14 protein-coding genes and 4 pseudogenes are annotated in these 16,811 nt (G+C 62.6%); 9 read left to right on the top strand and 9 right to left on the bottom strand.

Going from position 1 to position 16,811, the window contains the following annotated elements; genetic code table 11:
* Positions 1-162: 162 nt before the first annotated feature.
* Positions 163-1,102: pseudogene (locus ACV22Z_RS34205) on the top strand (cupin).
* 47 nt (positions 1,103-1,149) lie between these two features.
* Positions 1,150-1,326 (top strand): annotated as a pseudogene (locus ACV22Z_RS34200) (porin); the annotation flags it as partial.
* Between the two features lie 49 nt (positions 1,327-1,375).
* Here the strand turns inward: ACV22Z_RS34200 and zwf are convergent.
* The 6 genes and pseudogenes from zwf to ACV22Z_RS34170 all read right to left on the bottom strand — a co-directional run bounded on the left by zwf (position 1,376) and on the right by ACV22Z_RS34170 (position 8,235).
* A complete protein-coding gene (gene zwf, locus ACV22Z_RS34195) occupies positions 1,376-2,851 on the bottom strand; it encodes a glucose-6-phosphate dehydrogenase (RefSeq protein ID WP_448080672.1) in 1,476 nt (491 codons plus the stop codon).
* Positions 2,852-3,303: 452 nt separating this feature from the next.
* Positions 3,304-4,260 carry a SphA family protein gene (locus ACV22Z_RS34190; protein WP_448080671.1) on the bottom strand — a complete coding sequence of 319 codons (957 nt, stop codon included), beginning with the start codon at positions 4,258-4,260 and terminating at the stop codon, positions 3,304-3,306.
* Between the two features lie 36 nt (positions 4,261-4,296).
* Positions 4,297-4,836: a flavin reductase family protein gene (locus ACV22Z_RS34185; RefSeq protein WP_448080670.1), complete on the bottom strand. Its 540-nt coding sequence runs from the start codon at positions 4,834-4,836 to the stop codon at positions 4,297-4,299.
* Positions 4,837-4,856: 20 nt separating this feature from the next.
* Positions 4,857-6,095 carry a styrene monooxygenase/indole monooxygenase family protein gene (locus tag ACV22Z_RS34180; protein ID WP_448080669.1) on the bottom strand — a complete coding sequence of 413 codons (1,239 nt, stop codon included), beginning with the start codon at positions 6,093-6,095 and terminating at the stop codon, positions 4,857-4,859.
* A 64-nt stretch (positions 6,096-6,159) separates the two neighbouring features.
* Positions 6,160-6,947, bottom strand: a pseudogene (locus ACV22Z_RS34175) (SDR family oxidoreductase).
* Positions 6,948-6,987: 40 nt separating this feature from the next.
* Complete coding sequence (locus ACV22Z_RS34170; protein ID WP_448080668.1) at positions 6,988-8,235, bottom strand: dienelactone hydrolase family protein; 1,248 nt, start codon at positions 8,233-8,235, stop codon at positions 6,988-6,990.
* Between the two features lie 344 nt (positions 8,236-8,579).
* Between ACV22Z_RS34170 and ACV22Z_RS34165 the strand changes: the two genes are divergently transcribed.
* From ACV22Z_RS34165 to ACV22Z_RS34140, 6 genes and pseudogenes are all read left to right on the top strand, one after another.
* Entirely contained in the window at positions 8,580-9,599 is a 1,020-nt protein-coding gene (locus ACV22Z_RS34165) for an AraC family transcriptional regulator (protein WP_448080667.1), read from the top strand.
* 200 nt (positions 9,600-9,799) lie between these two features.
* Positions 9,800-10,582 carry a DEAD/DEAH box helicase gene (locus ACV22Z_RS34160; RefSeq protein ID WP_448080666.1) on the top strand — a complete coding sequence of 261 codons (783 nt, stop codon included), beginning with the start codon at positions 9,800-9,802 and terminating at the stop codon, positions 10,580-10,582.
* Positions 10,583-11,219: 637 nt separating this feature from the next.
* Positions 11,220-11,507, top strand: coding sequence for a type II toxin-antitoxin system CcdA family antitoxin (locus tag ACV22Z_RS34155; RefSeq protein WP_448080665.1), 288 nt, complete (start codon positions 11,220-11,222; stop codon positions 11,505-11,507).
* Complete coding sequence (locus ACV22Z_RS34150) at positions 11,507-11,830, top strand: CcdB family protein (RefSeq protein ID WP_448080664.1); 324 nt, start codon at positions 11,507-11,509, stop codon at positions 11,828-11,830. Before ACV22Z_RS34155 ends, ACV22Z_RS34150 begins: the two co-directional genes overlap by 1 nt.
* 279 nt (positions 11,831-12,109) lie before the next feature.
* Positions 12,110-12,382 (top strand): annotated as a pseudogene (locus ACV22Z_RS34145) (helicase-related protein); the annotation flags it as partial.
* A gap of 136 nt (positions 12,383-12,518) precedes the next feature.
* Positions 12,519-13,157 carry a 3'-5' exonuclease gene (locus ACV22Z_RS34140; protein ID WP_448080663.1) on the top strand — a complete coding sequence of 213 codons (639 nt, stop codon included), beginning with the start codon at positions 12,519-12,521 and terminating at the stop codon, positions 13,155-13,157.
* Between the two features lie 341 nt (positions 13,158-13,498).
* Here ACV22Z_RS34140 and ACV22Z_RS34135 read toward each other — a convergent pair whose 3' ends face one another.
* The 3 genes from ACV22Z_RS34135 to ACV22Z_RS34125 all read right to left on the bottom strand — a co-directional run bounded on the left by ACV22Z_RS34135 (position 13,499) and on the right by ACV22Z_RS34125 (position 16,054).
* On the bottom strand, positions 13,499-14,050 hold the full coding sequence (locus ACV22Z_RS34135; protein ID WP_448080662.1) for a hypothetical protein: 552 nt from the start codon (positions 14,048-14,050) through the stop codon (positions 13,499-13,501).
* Positions 14,051-14,052: 2 nt separating this feature from the next.
* On the bottom strand, positions 14,053-14,892 hold the full coding sequence (locus ACV22Z_RS34130) for an SPFH domain-containing protein (protein ID WP_448080661.1): 840 nt from the start codon (positions 14,890-14,892) through the stop codon (positions 14,053-14,055).
* 358 nt (positions 14,893-15,250) lie between these two features.
* The gene (locus ACV22Z_RS34125) at positions 15,251-16,054 is read right to left on the bottom strand and encodes a hypothetical protein (protein WP_448080660.1); all 804 of its coding nucleotides are present in this window, start codon (positions 16,052-16,054) and stop codon (positions 15,251-15,253) included.
* 408 nt (positions 16,055-16,462) lie between these two features.
* On the opposite strand from ACV22Z_RS34125, the gene ACV22Z_RS34120 reads away from it, so the two are divergent.
* On the top strand, positions 16,463-16,666 hold the full coding sequence (locus tag ACV22Z_RS34120; RefSeq protein ID WP_448080659.1) for a cold-shock protein: 204 nt from the start codon (positions 16,463-16,465) through the stop codon (positions 16,664-16,666).
* The last annotated feature ends 145 nt before the right edge of the window (positions 16,667-16,811 follow it).

The following is a 16,811-nucleotide window of genomic DNA, read 5'->3' as shown; positions in this document are numbered from 1 at the left end:
GCCGGCTATCCCTTTTCGGCAAAGCTGATTTCCGGCATGCGCGGTTCCGCCCGGCGGGCAGGGCGCCTACAGTCGCTTCGACGCCGCCGCAATACCGATGTGCACCGACATGTACCGACATGCGGCAGGCGATTCCCGCAACCCTTTCTTCCGGAGGCTCCCATGCTCGACGAAACCCTTGATGCCACGCTGCGCGCGACCGATGCCGAGACCCGCGACGCGGAATATTTCGAATACACGTCGTCCGCGAACCCGATCGGCGCCCGGCTGATTTCCCGCGTTCCTTATCATTCGTTCGGCGCGTCGCTCTACGACAGCGGCCCCACGCGCATCGTCCCGCTCGATCTGTCCGCCGAGCTGCGCTGCGCGTCGCCAGCCACCGGGCCGGGGCTGCTTGCCCAGTTCGTCCGCGTGGTCGCAGGCGAGTCGGTGTCGGTGAATCCGAACGCAACATCGCAGGTGTTCTACGCGATCGACGGTTCCGGCACGGTCGAGCAGGGCGGCGCAGCGTTCGCGTTCACGAAGGGCGACTTCTTCACGCTGCCGGGCGGCCAAGCGGCAACGCTGTCGGCGGATACCACCGCACGGCTCTACTACGTCACCGACGCGCCGCTGCTCGCCTATCTCGGCGTGACGTCGACGACGCGGCGCTTCACGCCGACCCTGTATCCGTCCTCCCGCGCACAGGCGGAATTGATGAGAGTCGCCGAAGCGCCGGGAGCAGCGCAACCGCATCAGCATCCTGCTCGGCAATGCGAACTTCCCGCAAACGCGCACGGTCACGCATACGCTGTGGGCGATGTTCGGCGTCGTCGGCCCGAACACGATGCAAAAGCCGCATCGCCATCAATCGATCGCGCTCGACTTCATTTCCGACTGCAAGCCGGGCTGCTACACGCTGGTCGGCATGGAGCTCGACTTGCAGGGCAACATCGTCGACCCGGTGCGCGTCGACTGGGAGCCGGGCATGGCGTTCGTCACGCCGCCGGGCTACTGGCACGCGCACTATAACGAGTCGGGCGAAAACGGTTACGTGATCCCGATCCAGGATGCGGGCCTGCAGACGTATCTGCGTGCGCTCGACATTCGCTTCGCGCGCTGAACGCGCGTATGCCGGGCGCGGTGCGTTCCGCGTCCGGCGCGGGCCGCTACCAACTGTCGAAGCGCACCGACGTCTATCTCGTCGGCGCGTGGCAGCATGCGAGCGGCACGACGCGCGCGGAGAACGGGTCGCTGACCGGTGCACAGGCTTCGGTGGGTTCGTACGGCGTGCCGGGGACGAACACGCAGGAGATCGTCAGCCTCGGGTCGCGGCACAAGTTCTGACGCTGGAATCAAGCCAGGCATCGGCCGAACGGGCCGATGCCTGCTCAGGTCACGCTTCCTCGGCCCACGACATGTTGTCGCGCGCGAGGAGCGCGGACGACGCGGCCGGACCGAATGTGCCGGCCGTATAGGGCCGCGGCCGATCGCCCAGCTGCTTCCAGCCGTCGAGAATCGGCTCGACCCACGCCCATGCCGCTTCGAGTTCGTCGCGGCGCATGAAGTGCGTGAGGCGTCCGCGAATCACGTCGATCAGCAGCCGCTCGTAGGCTTCCGCGCGGCGCTCCGGAATGGCTTGCTGCAGATCGAGGTTCAGGTTCACGGGCACCATGTTCATGCCGCTGCCCGGCTCCTTCGCGAGCATCTGCAGCTGGATCGATTCCTCCGGCTGAAGCTGGATGACGAGACGGTTGCCGTAATGACGCGGGCCGCTCGGGATGATCGAGAACGGCATGTCCGCGAACTCGATCACGATTTCCGACTGGCGTCGTTGCATCCGCTTGCCGGTGCGCAGGAAGAACGGCACGTTCGCCCAGCGCCAGTTGTTGAGGTGCGCGCGCAGCGCGACGAAGGTTTCCGCGCGGCTGTCGGGCGGCACGTTGTCCTCTTCGAGGTAGCCCTTGACCGGCTTGCCGTCGACCGCGCCCGCCGCATACTGGCCGCGCACCGTGTCGCGTGCGACGTCCGACACCGACATCGGCCGCAGCGAGCGCAGCACCTTCAGCTTCTCGTCGCGCACTGCGTCCGGGTCGAGCGACACGGGCGGCTCCATCGCCACGATGCACAGCAGCTGCAGCAGGTGGTTCTGCACCATGTCGCGCAGCGCGCCCGTATGGTCGTAGAAGCCCGCGCGGCTGCCGACGCCGACCGTCTCCGCGACCGTGATCTGCACGCTGCGGATGCTGGGCGCTTGCCACAGCGGCCCGAAGATCGGATTGCCGAAACGCAGCACCATCAGGTTCTGCACGGTTTCCTTGCCCAGATAGTGGTCGATCCGGTAGATCTGCGATTCCTCGAAATGCTTGCCGACCGAATCGTTGATCGCTTTCGCGGACGCCAGATCGTGTCCGAGCGGTTTTTCGAGCACGACGCGCGCGTGCGCGTCGACGAGATGCGCGGCCGACAGGTTGTCGCAGATCGTCGTGAACAGCTCCGGCGACGTCGACAGGTAGAACACGCGGATCGCGCCGTCGCGCGACGCTTCGGCAAGCCGCACGTAGTCGCCGGGCGCACCGACGTCGATCAGCACGTACTGGAACAGGTCGAGGAAGCAGCGCCATGCTTCGGCGTCGAAGGCCTTCTCGTCGATAAACGGACGCGACTGCTCTTCCATGAACTTCCGGTAGCCGTCGATGCCCCAGTCGCGGCGTCCGACGGCGATGATGCGCGTTTCGGGCGGGAGGTTGCAGTGCAGGTGCGCCATGTACAGCGCAGGCAGCAGCTTGCGGGCGGCCAGGTCGCCGCCGCCGCCGAAGATGATCATGTCGACGGGTTGGTCGGTTGCGGTCCGGGTAGATTGATTCGCCATGGATCGTTCGCGGTCTGAAAGGGTGAGCGTGGAACGTGCTGCGGGCTGTCGGCACGACGGTAAACGTCAATAATGCACGGTTTTTGCGGATCGCGTGCGTGTCTGCTGTCGTCGCGCGACGGCACGCGTGCATCCTGTGCCCGAAGTCGCGGCTGCAAAACCTTTGCGCGATCGTGCCGGATACTCCCGCTGCGCTTCGCTTGGCAGGTCGATCGGCAGCAATCCACATTGCTTGCCGAACCACTGGCGATAGTCGTTGGCGACCTTTCAGGGCGCGCCCAGCGGGCGAATGACCCGCTTGAACCAGCGGGCCCGCATAATCGCAGCCGAATCCTGCGGTTCACGGAAACCGGTCGTTCGACAGCTCGAGAACATGGCCTTTCGGTCCCGCTCGATCGCCACGTCGGCATACGTCCGCAACAAGCCGAAATGGGACAAATCCGCTTCGCACGTCATTCAAAGTGGTGCACGTAGCGCAGCACCATGCGCGTACCTTGCGGCCGGTTGCGGGCATAGACCTCGAAGTATGCGTTGAACATCAGATGATCCTTCGGCGAGAAACTGTACATCGCGCCGGGGCCGATCGCCCACACGGCTTCTCGCGTGCCGGGCACATCCTGGCCGTTTTCCTTCAGGTCGGTGGTCTGCCGCAGCCAGTAACCGTTGACCCCCAGACGCAGACCGGGCCGCACTTCGTATTCGGTCGCGAAGTTCGCGTGGATCGCCTGCCCCGCCTGGGTCGAGGTCACGTCCGGGCCGAGCGAGGTCGACGGACGGTGATTGGTCGCATTCCACAGATAGTGCAGGCGCCAGGACACCGTCCACTTCGGCGTCAGCCAGAGCGTGGCCGCCCAGTACGGGTCGAACGACCAGAAGTGGCTGCCCGGATTGATGGCCCGCGAAGGATCGTATGCGCCCGTCGGCGCGATGAACTGGAATTCCACGCGTTGGGCAAAGCGTGGACCGTGCTCGCCCATGACCGGGTCGAACTGGATGAACGGGCCCACCAGCAGATCGCCGAAACCGGCGCGCGAATTCAGCGCCACGTTGCCGATCCCGTCGTCGGTATGCACGGACGCGACCCATGGCAGGATCACGTCGAGGCCCGGATGCAGTCCCGCAAAAGTCAGCGGCGACTGGTAGACGAGCTGGCTCAGTCCGGCGAACAGGTCGACATCCTGCTTCGGCAGGCCGACCTTGTTGCCCGCGTTGTCGTTGATGCGGCCGGCCGTGTAGTACTCGAAGTACTGGGTGCCGTACCAGCCGGAGCCGGCGGGCGGCATGCCGTCGAGGAAGCTGGTCATGCCCAGGTTGACGCTCGGCAGGTCGGCGGCACCGGCCGGCGCTGTTCCGGTGACGCAAGTCAGCACGAGGCCTGCAATGGCAAGCAGACGAAAGCAGCATTTCATTTGAACCACCTCCCGCATATTCATTTGCATGACTAATCAAACAGGGCAAGAAAGAGCCGGGTGAGCTGCGATCGCATGGTACTGCCCCGCATGGAACACGAGCGGCGCCTTGCCGAACGTGTCGAACTGCTCGATCTGGCCGATGAAGATCAGGTGATCGCCGCCTTCGTACTGGCTGACATTGCGGCAGACGAAGCGGGCGCTCGCGCCGTCGAGGCAGGGCACGCCGCCGGTGCCGGACGCTACGTGAAGCACCCCGTCGAACTTGTCGGCGTGAGGTGTCGCGAAGCGGCGCGACAGGTCGATCTGATCGTGCGCGAGAATGTTGATCGCAAAATGGGTGGCCGAGACGAAATCCGGGCAGCTCGGCGCGGCTTTGCGCAGGCTCCAGAGCACGAGGGGCGGATCCAGCGACAGCGACGAGAACGAGTTTGCCGTGAGGCCGACCTTGCGTCCGTCGGCGGCGCGCGTGGTGATCACGGTGACGCCCGTCGGAAACTGCCCGAATGCGGCGCGCAATCGCGCCGGATCGATGGACGGCAGGGCGAATGCGTCGGAATCGGCCGGATCGCGCATGATGGTGGTTTCCATGTCGCTCACTCCGAACGCGCACTGTGTGCGCGGATCAGCGCCGCGCAGGCCGCCGGGTTGAACCACCACGGCGAAAACTGGCGCGGGTCGTCGAAACCGTTGACGATCGCGGCGGCGAGCGACGGCACGCGGCCGGCCGCGCCGAGCAGTTCGAGAATGTGCGGCGGCGGCGGCAAGAGCAGCGAGTTGGTCCAGCGCACGACATGCTGCGCATAGGCCCAATAGCGTTCGAAGGTTTCCTGCATCCAGTCTTCGCCGAATGGCGCGGATTCGCGCGACAGGATCGCGTCGAAATACACGTTCGCGCATTTCGCGGCGTTGTTCGATCCCTGGCCGGTGATCGGGTCGTTGACCACCACGGCATCGGCCATGCCGAACACCGTGCGGCCCGACGGCAGGCGGAAGAACGGCTTGCGCACCATCGGCGTGAAGCGGCCGGACAGCGTGCCGTTCGGATCGGTGAGTTCGACGTGGCGCGATCGCTCGAATTCCCACGGCACGTATTGCTGCAGGAACGACAGGCTCTTGTCGAGATGCTGCTCGGGCGTCTTCACGTCGGCCCAGCAGTCGAGCGGGCCGCCCGGAATGCCTTCGAACACCATGATTTCGCATGGGCCGCTCACGGTCAGCGCGGGGAACACGAAATACTCGCCGATGCCCGGCAGCAGGTTGAAACGCACGCGCGAATACGGCTGGCTCGGCGTCATGCCTTTCACGTAGGTGAGGGCGAGCGCGCGCTGCGGGCGATCGAATGCGCTGCGCGCGTCGTCGCGGCCAAACAGGTTGACGATTTCGCCCTTGCCGGCTGCCAGCAGCACGAGATCGTGGCTTCGCGACAGTTCCTCGAGCTCGGGCACGCCGACGTCGCAGATGCGCACGTCCGCGCCGCGGCGCCGGACACCGTCCAGCCAGTCGGCCATCTTGATGCGCTGGTCCACGGACTGCGCATAGCGCGTCAGCCGCGACGACCAGTCGATTGCCTTCAGGCCCTTGCCGTCCGGATGCGGCACCGCGACGCCGATGCCTTCGACGGAAGGGCAGGCTTCCTCCCACGTGTTCAGGCCGAGATCGCGCTCGATCTGCAGTGCGGTATGGAACATGCACTGGCTCGACATGACCTTGCCGGTGCGGATCTGCTCCGCGTCGCGATTGGTCGCGAGCGTGACCTGGAAGCCCTGGTCGAGCAGGGCGAAAGCGAGTTGCAGGCCGGACTGGCCGGCGCCGACGATGGCGATGCGTCTCATGAGTCAATCCTTGTTTGCTGGAGTTCCGGTGGGAATGGAATCGATGGCCGTCCGCGGGCGCTGGTCATTCGGCCAGCCGCGGGATGGCCGGCGCCGCCTGCTCGGGTCCCATTGCGGAATAGCCGCCGTCCACCGCGTAGTCGGCGCCCGTCACGAAGCTCGCCGCGTCGCTGCACAGGAACGTGACCACCTGCGCGACTTCCGACGGGTCGCCGACGCGCCCGAGCAGATGGAATGGCGCGGCGACGCGATCGGTCTTCGCGCGGTCGCCGCGGGTCAGCTCGTCCATCACGCGCGACCAGGTCCAGCCCGGCGACACCGAGTTGACGCGAATGCGATCCGGCGCGAGGTCCATCGCCATGCTGCGCGTGAGCTGGCGGATCGCCGCCTGGATGTCGGATAAAGCCAGCGGCCGGTCTGCGCGCATTGAGCGGAGATCGAACTGAAGTTCACGATCGCACCGCCGCCGCGCCGGACCATGTGCGGATGAACGGCCTTGGCCAGCATCGCGGCCGAGACCACGTTGACGTCCATCGCGGCGAGCCAGTCGTTGCGATTCGCGTGGATGCCGTTGTCGACGTAGCTGCACGCCAGATTGACGAGCAGGTCGATGGCGCCGAACCGCTCGACGATGGCCGACACCGCATGGTCGATCGCGCGGTCGTCGGTGATGTCGGCGGCGATGAACATCCCCTGTGCGCCGAGGGATTCCGCGACGCGCGTGCCATTTTGCGCATCGAGATCGAGCACCGCGACGCGCGCGCCGGCGCGGCTCAGATCCTGCGCGACGGCTGCGCCGATCAGCGTGGCGCCGCCGGTGACGATCGCGACTTTGCCAGCAAGGACGGTCATGGTGTGTCTCCTGGAAACGGTGGGTGAGGGCAGGGCATGGTCAATGGGTATCCGACGACGACGCGCTGTCCTGCCAGCGGCGCATCAGTCCGTTCGACGGAACGGTTTCGTCGAGCAGCTTGCGGGCCGTTTCCACGCCCGCGACCGGCAGGCCGGCCGGATCGAGCAGGCCGATCTGCACGAGCACGCTGGCCTGGTCCCAGTAGATATGCTCGTGATAGAGCTTGTTGCCGCGGAACTTGACGATCGCGACGAGCGGTATCTCGACACGCCTGCCGGTTGGCGCGATGCCGGGCAGCATCCAGTCGATCTCGGTGGTGTGCGTGAAGCAGAACAGCAGTTCGTCGACGATCTGGCTCGCGCCGATCGTGCGCGAGATCGGCGTGATCGTGGTGTCGGGCGGATTCGCATGCACGAAGTGGTGCGTGTAGAAGCGCTTGAGCTCGTCGTAGCCGACGCCGCCCGTGAGCGTCGGTATGTGGTTCACGTAGGGCTCGGCGACCATCGTGGCCATGGTTGCGTCGACGTTGCGCGTATCGAATTCGTGCTTGAGATGGACCTCCCAGAGCGCGGACAGGTCGTAGTGCGGGCCGAGCGTCCGGCGAAACGCGGCGATCGAGCGCTGGTGCGCCATGACCGCGGCCGCCTTGTCCCAGTGGTCGCCGCCGACGCGCGCGAACGCATGATCGACGCCGGGATAGACGTACACTTCGACGTCCTCGCGGCCGGACAACGTCTCCGCGATGCGCTGCTGCGACTCGGGCGGGCAGAAGCGATCCTCTCCGGCGATCTGCAGCACGAGACGTCCGCGCAGATGAGCCGCCTCGTCCAGCGCATGTTCGATGCCTACGCCGTAATAGCTGACCGCACAGGCCACGCCCGGCAGCCGGCACGCAGCGAGGTAGGCGAGCTTGCCGCCGAGGCAGTAGCCGAGCACGCCGGCCTCGCCGGTGCATTCGGGCCGTTGCGTCAGCACGTTCAGCGCCGCGCCGATGTCCTCGACCCCCTTGTTCTCGTCATACTGCCGATAAAGTGCCATCGCGCGCTCGAACCCGGCTGTGGAGCTGCCGAGTTCGATGCCGGCGGACTGACGCCAGTACAGGTCGGGCACGAGCACCGTATAGCCCTCCTCGGCGTAGTAGTCGGCCGCTTCGCGCATCGTCGCATTTGCGCCGAAGATCTCGTGACACAGCACGATACCCGGCCCCTTTCCGGCCTCCGGCGTGCTCAGGTACGCGCGAAACGTCCCGCCGTCCGGCGATGGAATGTCGATGTGCTGTCCTTTCATGTGCGCCTCCATCATGTTTGTGACGGGTCTAGTATTGGCGGACGAAACGGGCGCTTCTATCCGCTTTCTTCGGCCGGTGTCCGGGAATTCCGGAAACCTGACGATCCGGCGGCCCGGCCTGCCGCACAGCGCCTCGGACTGCGGGTATGTGCGGATGCGGAAGCCCGCGCCGTTTTCTACGATGCGCGAGTGGTCCGCTTCTTGCGCTATCGACGCTGGACTCGCGTTCCATCGGGCCGGACTGTCCGAATACTCCGGACCTTATCCGGATCGTGCGAGAGGATTAGCCGGATCGGGAACGCACGCACTGTGCGGGTGCAACCGGGCATGACGGGAGAACTTCGATGGCGCATTTTTGCGGAACGGGCTGGCTTGCCGAGGCCGCCTGTTTCAACCAGGGCAATCTGCTGCTGCGGTCGAACGATATCGACGAGGTGCGCGCGCGCGTCGGGGCCGTCTTCAAGCCGCACCGGCTCACGCTGACCGGCCATTCGCGCGAGTTGCACAGTTGCCTGCATCACGCGCGCTGGGGCAACCTGTCGCTGAATCTGCTCGATTACGGCGGCGAGGTCAGCATCGAGCCGGGACGACTCGAGCATTTCTTTCTGTTGCAGATCCCGCTGCGCGGCCACGCCGAAATCGAATGCGGTTCGAAGCAGTTCGTTTCGTCGCCGACTGCCGCGTCGCTGCTGTCGCCGACGCTGTCGCTGAAAATGCGCTGGGGCGATGCCTGTCCGCAGGCCATCCTGCGCATCGAGCGCGACGTGCTGGAGAGGCATGCGGCGCGACATTTCGGCGACGACTGGCGGGCGCCGATCGAATTCGATCCCGAGTTCCCGCTGTCCTCGTCGCAGGGGGCGTGCCTGACGCAACTGCTGCCGATGCTCGCCGACGTGATCGCAACGGACGCGCATCCGTTGCGTCATCCGCTGGCATTCGAGCAGCTCGAATCGACGCTGCTCAACATCCTGCTCTACGGCCACCCGAACAGCACGCGCCCCGGTACGCGACACGTGCCGTCCGCACTCGCACCGTTTTATGTGCGGCGGGTCGAGGAATACATCCGCGCACACCTCCACGAATCGCTGACGATCGAACGACTCGCCGAACTCGCGGGCGTCAGCGCAAGCACGTTGTTTGCCGGGTTCCGCAACCGCCACGGCACCACGCCGATGGCTTACGTTCGGCAACTTCGGTTGCAGCATGTGCGCGAGGAACTGCTCAGCGACGAGACGCCAGGGCTCGCATCGGTGACGGATATAGCGCTGAAATGGGGATTCGCACACCTCGGACGCTTTGCGATCGAATACAAGCGCGCGTTCGGGGAATCGCCGTCGGCCACGCTCAGGACGAGGCGTATGTGAAGTTGGCGACCGAAACGGCGGTGTCGGCCACACCGGCCACATGTTTGGTCGCAAACACGATGCGAGGGTAAAGTTTATCCGACCCCAAAACGGCCATAATCACTTATGGAAAATAATGGACGTAGTCCTAATGAACGAGCCTGAGAGTAGGTACATCGGAGTGCCCGGACGTAAATCTATGTTGCAATCTGGAGCGATTGTTGGTCGGAAAGGCGAAGGAGGCGAATTTCGCTTCTTGCACACACGATTGTGTCTCGCTCAACTTTCGCGCTTCTACGTCAGATTTTCTTGTCGACGAATGCCACCACGTCTCCGCGCATTCCTTCGAGGCGGTCCTCAAGGCTGTCAATGCGCGCTACGTGCTGGGCCTGACCGCGACTTCGGTGCGGCGCGATAGCCAACACCCGGTGATGTTCATGTTGTGCGGGCCGGTCCGTCACGTGGCGCGACCGCCGGCCACGCTGCCACAACGCCTTGAGGTGCTCCCGCAAAAGCTCACCGCCGCGGTGGGGATCGCGGTCGACGCACCAATACAAACGGTGTTTGCGCATCTCGCGCAGGACGAGAGGCGCACGCGCCTGATCGCCGACACCATTTGCGAGCAGTACCGGCAAGGGCGCAAGGTGCTGGTGCTGACCGAGCGCACGCATCATCTCGAACGCTTGCAGCAGGTGCTGGGCGATGCGATCGAGCCACTGTTCGTGCTGCATGGGCGCCTCATAAGGAAGGCGCGCGTCGCGCAACGGGCCGCGCGCAACGCGCAGGCCGACGACGCGCCGCGCGTCGTACTGGCGACCGGCAAATTGGTGGGCGAGGGGTTTGATCACCCGGCACCGGACACCCTGGTACTGGCCATGCCGATCTCATGGAAGGGCACGCTGCAGCAGTACGCCGGGCGGCTGCATCGTGAGCATGCAGCCAAGACGGGCGTGCGGGTCCTCGATTTCGTCGATAGCGGCCATCCGGCGCTGCTGCGTATGTAGGACAAGCGCCAGCGGGGTTACCGGGCCATGGGCTACCAGGTCGGCGCGTCGGAAGGCGCGGGCCAACTGACGCTCGCCTGAAACCCGGCAGGCGATCCCCATTTCATACCGTTTCACGCGGTCGCCAGCCGTGGACGGACCCTCACATTTGATAATGGCCCGCACTCGTCTCGATTATGTGGATGGGCACACGAATGGTTCGCGCCCGAACGGCAAACGCGCGTGCAGCCGCGCAGGTCGACGCGCACCCGTTGCTGCTTGCCGGTTACCGGGCGCGGTTCGCGCTCGACGGTGCCGCGGACTGATGCACCGCTTGATCCAGAAACGCGTATAGGACGCCGGCAACCCCAACTGTGAACGCGCCGCCAAATGTCTGATTAATGCATCTTTCGCTGCTTCGCGACGAATTCAAGAGCAGCGTTGAGCTTTCTTCGCTAAAACGCGACAAAATGGCCATTTCCGACAAGCCAGCGTCGCCTTATCCTGCGCGCCAACTCCGGCCCCATTACTCAATAAAACAGGCGGAGCTCGTTCCAGTTTCACCATCAGCGACGCCCGGCAGGAGCGCCGAAACGTTACTTCTTCACCCGCGACGTGTGCGATACTACGACATAGTTCATGCGCATAGGAGATGCATATGATCCATGCATACGTCGTGCAAGCTGACGTTGCTGCGGGGGAACAGTCTCGGAAGATTGCCAAAGCTACGCGCAAGCCAACCAACGTGTCGTTGCCCTCGGAACTGTTGGAGCGCGCGAAAGAGCTGCATGTCAATATCTCGCGAGCGAGCGAACGCGGCTTGCGCGAAGAAGTTCAAGAGGCCGAGGCCCGGGCATGGGCGGAAGCGCACGCCGACTTTATCGCTGAGATGAACACGCGTATCGAACGCGACGGCTTGCCCCTCGAAGAACACCGGATGTTTTGATGGCTCGTTTTGATCTTTACAGCAATCCTTCTTCAAAATCCAACGCGAAGTCGCCATACCTACTCGATGTGCAGAGCGATCATCTCGGGAATCTGATGTCGCGTGTTGTCATTCCGTTGACACGAGTAACCGGCAATTACACACCCAGCAAGGTCGCGCAGGATCTGGCTCCGCTCATCGCTATCGACGGGGAGAAGTTCGTGTTGGAGACACCGTTCCTCGGCGCGATCAGGACGAGTGAACTCGGCCCCGCGATTGGCACCCTCAAGGCCGAACGAGACCGGGTCACTGCTGCGCTTGACCGTTTGTTCGGCACATACTAATCAACATCACTGGTCCAAACTTTGCGCCGGCAGGGTTTATACCGGCGGAGTTTTCTCTCGCCAGATGAAGAGGTAGCCGGAATCACGTTGAGTGGAGATAGCCGAGATGGCGACTCATCTCGACGCTCAGCGCATGCTCGACCAACGCTTCTTGAACTTGAGCGCCCCGGCTTTGATTCGCACGACAGTCACACATGAAACCCGCGACGACTGCTCGGCTGCTCAGGAGGCGTTGCCAAGGGTTTGCTCGTTCAGTTTTCGGTTTTGACCGAACATCAGATGCTGCTCGGGATGCTGCCAGAGTGCATCGAGGATGGCCGTCGCATCCTGCACTTCTCCCAGCTTTTCCTCATCGTCCTGAATGCCGGGAGCGTGGGTCTGAACCTGACTGCGGCCGACACCGTTTTGCACGACGAGCCATGGTGGAATCCAGCCGTGGAAAACCAGACCACCGATCGCGCACGCCGGCTGGGGCAGCGCAATCCGGAGTTCGTCTACAAGCTGAACACGGCAGGCGGCGTGGATGAGAGTGAGGTGGTGATGTCCATGCAGGATGACGACGTTCGCGCAGCTCCAGCGCATCGCAGATGACAAGATGGGATCGTGTGTCCAACTGAGAAAATCTGTCGTCGGCTCGAACGAGATCGCTGGTTGTCCCAATTGAAAACTGCTGTTTAAGCGACGAAATATGCAAACTGTTGCGGTTCTAGACTTCGAAACAACCGGGCTCTCACCCGCTCAGGGCGACCGAGCTACCGAAATTGCGGTCATTCTCCTGCGTGATGGGCAAATCGTCGACCGCTACCAGAGCTTGATGAACGCCGGAAGACGCATACCGTCCGATGTCGTGGCGCTAACCGGCATCTCGAACGACATGATCGCATCGGCCCCCTCGGTCTCGAAGGTCATGAGTGAAGCGGCAAAGTTCGTCGGTAAGCATCCGGTCGTTGCCCACAACGCCGGCTTCGATAAACGGTTTTGGCAGGCAGAGCTTGCATGCCTTGGGATGTCGGCAGAGCATGCCTTTGCTTGTACGATGCTCGTAGCGAGACGTGTTTATCCGCACGCCCCGAGTCACCGTCTTTCAAGTCTGGTAGAGATGCTGCAATTGCCGAAGCCGGGTCGTGCCCACCGGGCAATGGTCGATGCCGAGATGACGACTCATCTTTGGTGCCGGTTGCAAGACGACATTACGAAGACGTACGGCCTGGATCGTGTCGGTCATGCTCTCATGACACGAGTGCAGACGACCAGTAAGGCGAAGGTTCCGGCATTACTGCGTTCGCTGACAGCAGGCAAGCCGCAATGTGAAGATGTGATGCCCTGAGTAGGCCGGTGCGACGGAGGGTTCGTGTGAGTCGGCGTGCCACAAGTCTTCCGGGCACCGCCGCGCGCGGAGGCTTTAGCATATTTGATCTTCCGGGTTCTTTGGCCGGGATTCTTGCTGACTCAGGCCCCGGCCGCTGCACTAATCGGACTGTCCGAATTCGCGCAGCCACCTCTCACAGTCACGAATGCAGCCAATGCGTGCTGTCGACTCACAACGGCCCGTCGGGCACGTGACACGCATGCCCTTGGATCTGCGAACCGCCGTTCGTCAATGCACGCATCCAGGCTGCCGGGCGATTCGCGTTCTTGCGGATGCGGCACGGCATGGCTGTACGACGCCTATTCCATGCGGTCGAGCAATACCGCTTCGCGGCGCCGCAGGGTTTCCTGGATCGCCATCAGCCCTTGGCCAAGTTCACCCAGATGTTCCAACATCCATTCACCACTTCGCGTATCCAGCATTGCGTGCAGCAAATTGCACTGCCCCACGAGCCGCTCATCGCAACTGATCAGAGCCTTGATCGTATCTGCCTCGCGACGGTAGCGTTGTGTCATGCGGTCGTTCTCCGGCACCGGCTGCGATTGCAGCCGGCCACCCACCATGCCGATATCGGCAGCTAGCCGTTCGAGCTGCTGGGACGCCGACGTGACCACAGGATCTGGAAATGGCTTTTCGCGAGACGGCGTGCCACAACGCGCCCGTCGGTACTCGGAATCAGCACGTTCCACACTCGAGCGCGCCATACCGAGCAGCCATGCCGCCTTGCTGCGCACGAGTTGATCGTCAGCGCGCAGCTGGTTCTCGATCTTGTAGAAGTTGTACCCCCAGCCATAAAACAAGTTAATCGCAGTTTGCCGGAGTACGCCTTCGTCATAGAATCCCGAATCCATGGCTAGGTATTTGTGGAAAGCCCTGTATCGGGCCCCAACGGATAAACTCCAGCAGCCGGACCACCGATCTGGAACGGCAAGCCAGCCGCAGCGTTGGGGGCGGAAACGAGACCTTTTTCGGCCATCCGCAGAGCAAGATAATAACGAACGGCCTCAATCGGCGTGAGTCCAATTGCCTGCAGCGAAATCAGTTCGCGCATCCGCTCGTCTTTCGGCACGATCAACACCTTGACGTCGTTCAGTAAGATGCCGAAGGTTTTCAGGAAGTCGGAAAGGTGCATCTTCACCGAATCCCTGATTTCGGTGATGTGCTCATTGATGCTTTCCATTTTCGTTACCTGCACGATCTGGTTGATGGCCTGTTCGATCGCGGGGCCCGCATACTCGGCGACTTCTTCGGTATTGATGAAATTGCCGTTGAACGGCAGGTGTGCAATCAGGTCGAGCGCCGCTTCCTTGGTATCGATGTGAACATAATAGTCGACTTGGTAAGCCATCTCGGCCATTTCTGCACTCGTGGCAACCCCCTGGTTCCGAATCAGGAGCTTCGACCGATTGACGTAAATCACTTCAAAAACCCAAGGCGAGGAGCCGCCGAAAAAGCCTTGAGCAATCGAGCCCAGAAGCGGCTTATCGGGTGTAGTCAGTGCGTATTGACCCGTCTCATAGATGTTGAGCACAGCCCCGCGCGATTTCAGAACGCAGAAGTGATTGCTTTCCACGGTCAACAGCGAGCCTGAAACGATGCTCTCGTCGGCAATCTTGATTGCCAAGACCCTGGTCCCCAGCATATCGGTGCCGTCGCGTTGTAGCGAGGTGATGACCTGCCTTGTGATGGCCATGCGATGCTCCTTGTGTCAGTCATTGACTCCACGGCGAAGCGGGTATCGTGATTCTTGGCGTTCAAAGCATATTCCCATACCGAAGAAAGTCAAATGATTCTATGTGTGACACCGAACTTCCGCCGATATGACATATGGCCTTCGTATTCGTTACACCGCTTGACTCCCATTGTCGGGACGACGGACGCTGAACCGGTGCCACCGGTCCATTGCATGCTTTCCTTCGTCGAGTCATATGCCGGTCTGGTGAGGCTGAGGCTCGACGCGGCCTTTTTGCCTTGCGGATTCAACCGGTCGATGCAACGAACGGATGAAATCGTTCAGCCGCCGCCGACGGTCTGCTTTCCGTCGACTTCGGTTAGGGCTTTGCGTCCCCTTGCCTGGAGCCCATGGCCGCAACAATGCGGTTTTGTGCAGCGACGAGTTGGTCATCCGAGGTCGCTACCAGCCACCGACGTGCCTGCTCCTCGATCTGGCGGTTGTGGTCCTTCAACGGGCCCATCGCGGCAGCGGCCTTCCAGACCACTGGGCCGATTCGGCTTTTCCTGCCCGACGGCGCGCCTACCAGCAGGCAGTAAGGTCCCAGCGGAAGCGATACAAACGGAAGTGCCGAACTGGCGCGCATGCGCCAGTCAATGAAGGGCGTGTCGCCAATAAGCAGCGGCATGGGCAAGCCGTGGAGCACACTGAAATCGTACAGCGCCAGTTGCTCCCGCATGCCGGCGTAAATACGCCGGATGTCGTCGACAAGCGCCGCGCGGATCTCGTTGTCGAACATGGGTTCCTGGGCGTATCGGGAGAATGCCTGTCGAGCCTCCCATTGATATGCGCTGAACAGGCCAATCTCCACGCAGTCCTGCACTGCGCGCTGAACATCCGCTACAGAACCGGCTTCCTCTGGCGTACCCAACTGCGCAGCCCGCAAAAATCGGGCAAGTCCGGCCTCCTGGATCGCAGGACCATCCGCAGATGCATCGTCTTCAGTGCCCTTGCCAAGAGGCACGTAGATATATTTCTCAGCTGCGAAATGCGACTTCTTGCCTTCATCAAACTTGATTTCGCCATCAACGCAGTCCAGATAGCGAGTCCCGATTCGGCCATGCTCCCAAACCCAATTTTTCAGGAACGGACGTAGTGGATGCGGCCTATCGTGATCGGTCATTGAAACCTCCTAGTTGCCCAGTATAGTTCCAAGTTGTCGATTGTTCCGTGGTGGACATGGCGATCGATCAATCCGATGGATCGCCACTTTCCAATCCGGCCGGGCGGAGCCCTGCAGGCTCAGCAGCGACAGGCACGACAGGTGACGATCGATCCACGACCGCAGGTGGAATCTGCGCCGCCTCAACGGCGGTTTACTGGATCCGTGGTCACATGCATTCGCGCCGAGCGGCAAGTGCTCCGACAACCAGCCAACTTGCACCGAGCATGACTGTCCGCGGCTTGTTGAAGCGGTCGTTCGAAAAACCTGGATTGTCGGCGCCGGCGCACCTGTGATACAAGATAGCCGCACGTCTGGCGCAGGCCGCCGATGTCATCTACAACCAGCCTTCCGTGGAATATTCAGAACATGTCAACAGGTACCGTCAAGTGGTTTAACGATACGAAGGGTTTTGGGTTCATCACGCCGGACGACGGCGGCGATGACCTGTTCGCGCACTTCTCCGAGGTTCAGGGAAGCGGCTTCAAATCCCTTCAGGAGGGCCAGAAGGTCAGTTTTGACGTCAAGCAGGGCCCCAAAGGGAAGCAGGCAGCGAACATCAAGCCGCTGTAAGTTTTTCGCGCCGCGACCGCGGCGTGTCAGCACAGCGATCACGCCGATGCGTGATCGCTGCGCGTCTGGAGCAGGGCGTCGAAAGGGCGGGCGCACCTCCGCCTCGGCTCAACGCTCGAGGAAGGGCCTCAACTTGTCAGCGCGG

This window comes from Burkholderia sp. PU8-34 (assembly GCF_053427725.1).
The sequence above is the reverse complement of the archived record's forward strand: the minus strand, read 5'-3'. Positions and strand labels throughout refer to the sequence as shown.

Bases quoted from the DNA above. Each gene is read 5' to 3' on its own strand.
- ACV22Z_RS34170 (WP_448080668.1), bottom strand. From the start codon at position 8,235: ATGAAAGGACAGCACATCGACATTCCATCGCCGGACGGCGGGACGTTT.
- ACV22Z_RS34155 (WP_448080665.1), top strand. From the start codon at position 11,220: ATGATCCATGCATACGTCGTGCAAGCTGACGTTGCTGCGGGGGAACAG.
- ACV22Z_RS34185 (WP_448080670.1), bottom strand. From the start codon at position 4,836: ATGCGCGATCCGGCCGATTCCGACGCATTCGCCCTGCCGTCCATCGAT.
- ACV22Z_RS34165 (WP_448080667.1), top strand. From the start codon at position 8,580: ATGGCGCATTTTTGCGGAACGGGCTGGCTTGCCGAGGCCGCCTGTTTC.
- ACV22Z_RS34125 (WP_448080660.1), bottom strand. From the start codon at position 16,054: ATGACCGATCACGATAGGCCGCATCCACTACGTCCGTTCCTGAAAAAT.
- zwf (WP_448080672.1), bottom strand. From the start codon at position 2,851: ATGGCGAATCAATCTACCCGGACCGCAACCGACCAACCCGTCGACATG.
- ACV22Z_RS34130 (WP_448080661.1), bottom strand. From the start codon at position 14,892: ATGGCCATCACAAGGCAGGTCATCACCTCGCTACAACGCGACGGCACC.
- ACV22Z_RS34180 (WP_448080669.1), bottom strand. From the start codon at position 6,095: ATGAGACGCATCGCCATCGTCGGCGCCGGCCAGTCCGGCCTGCAACTC.
- ACV22Z_RS34140 (WP_448080663.1), top strand. From the start codon at position 12,519: ATGCAAACTGTTGCGGTTCTAGACTTCGAAACAACCGGGCTCTCACCC.
- ACV22Z_RS34135 (WP_448080662.1), bottom strand. From the start codon at position 14,050: ATGGATTCGGGATTCTATGACGAAGGCGTACTCCGGCAAACTGCGATT.
- ACV22Z_RS34120 (WP_448080659.1), top strand. From the start codon at position 16,463: ATGTCAACAGGTACCGTCAAGTGGTTTAACGATACGAAGGGTTTTGGG.
- ACV22Z_RS34150 (WP_448080664.1), top strand. From the start codon at position 11,507: ATGGCTCGTTTTGATCTTTACAGCAATCCTTCTTCAAAATCCAACGCG.
- ACV22Z_RS34190 (WP_448080671.1), bottom strand. From the start codon at position 4,260: ATGAAATGCTGCTTTCGTCTGCTTGCCATTGCAGGCCTCGTGCTGACT.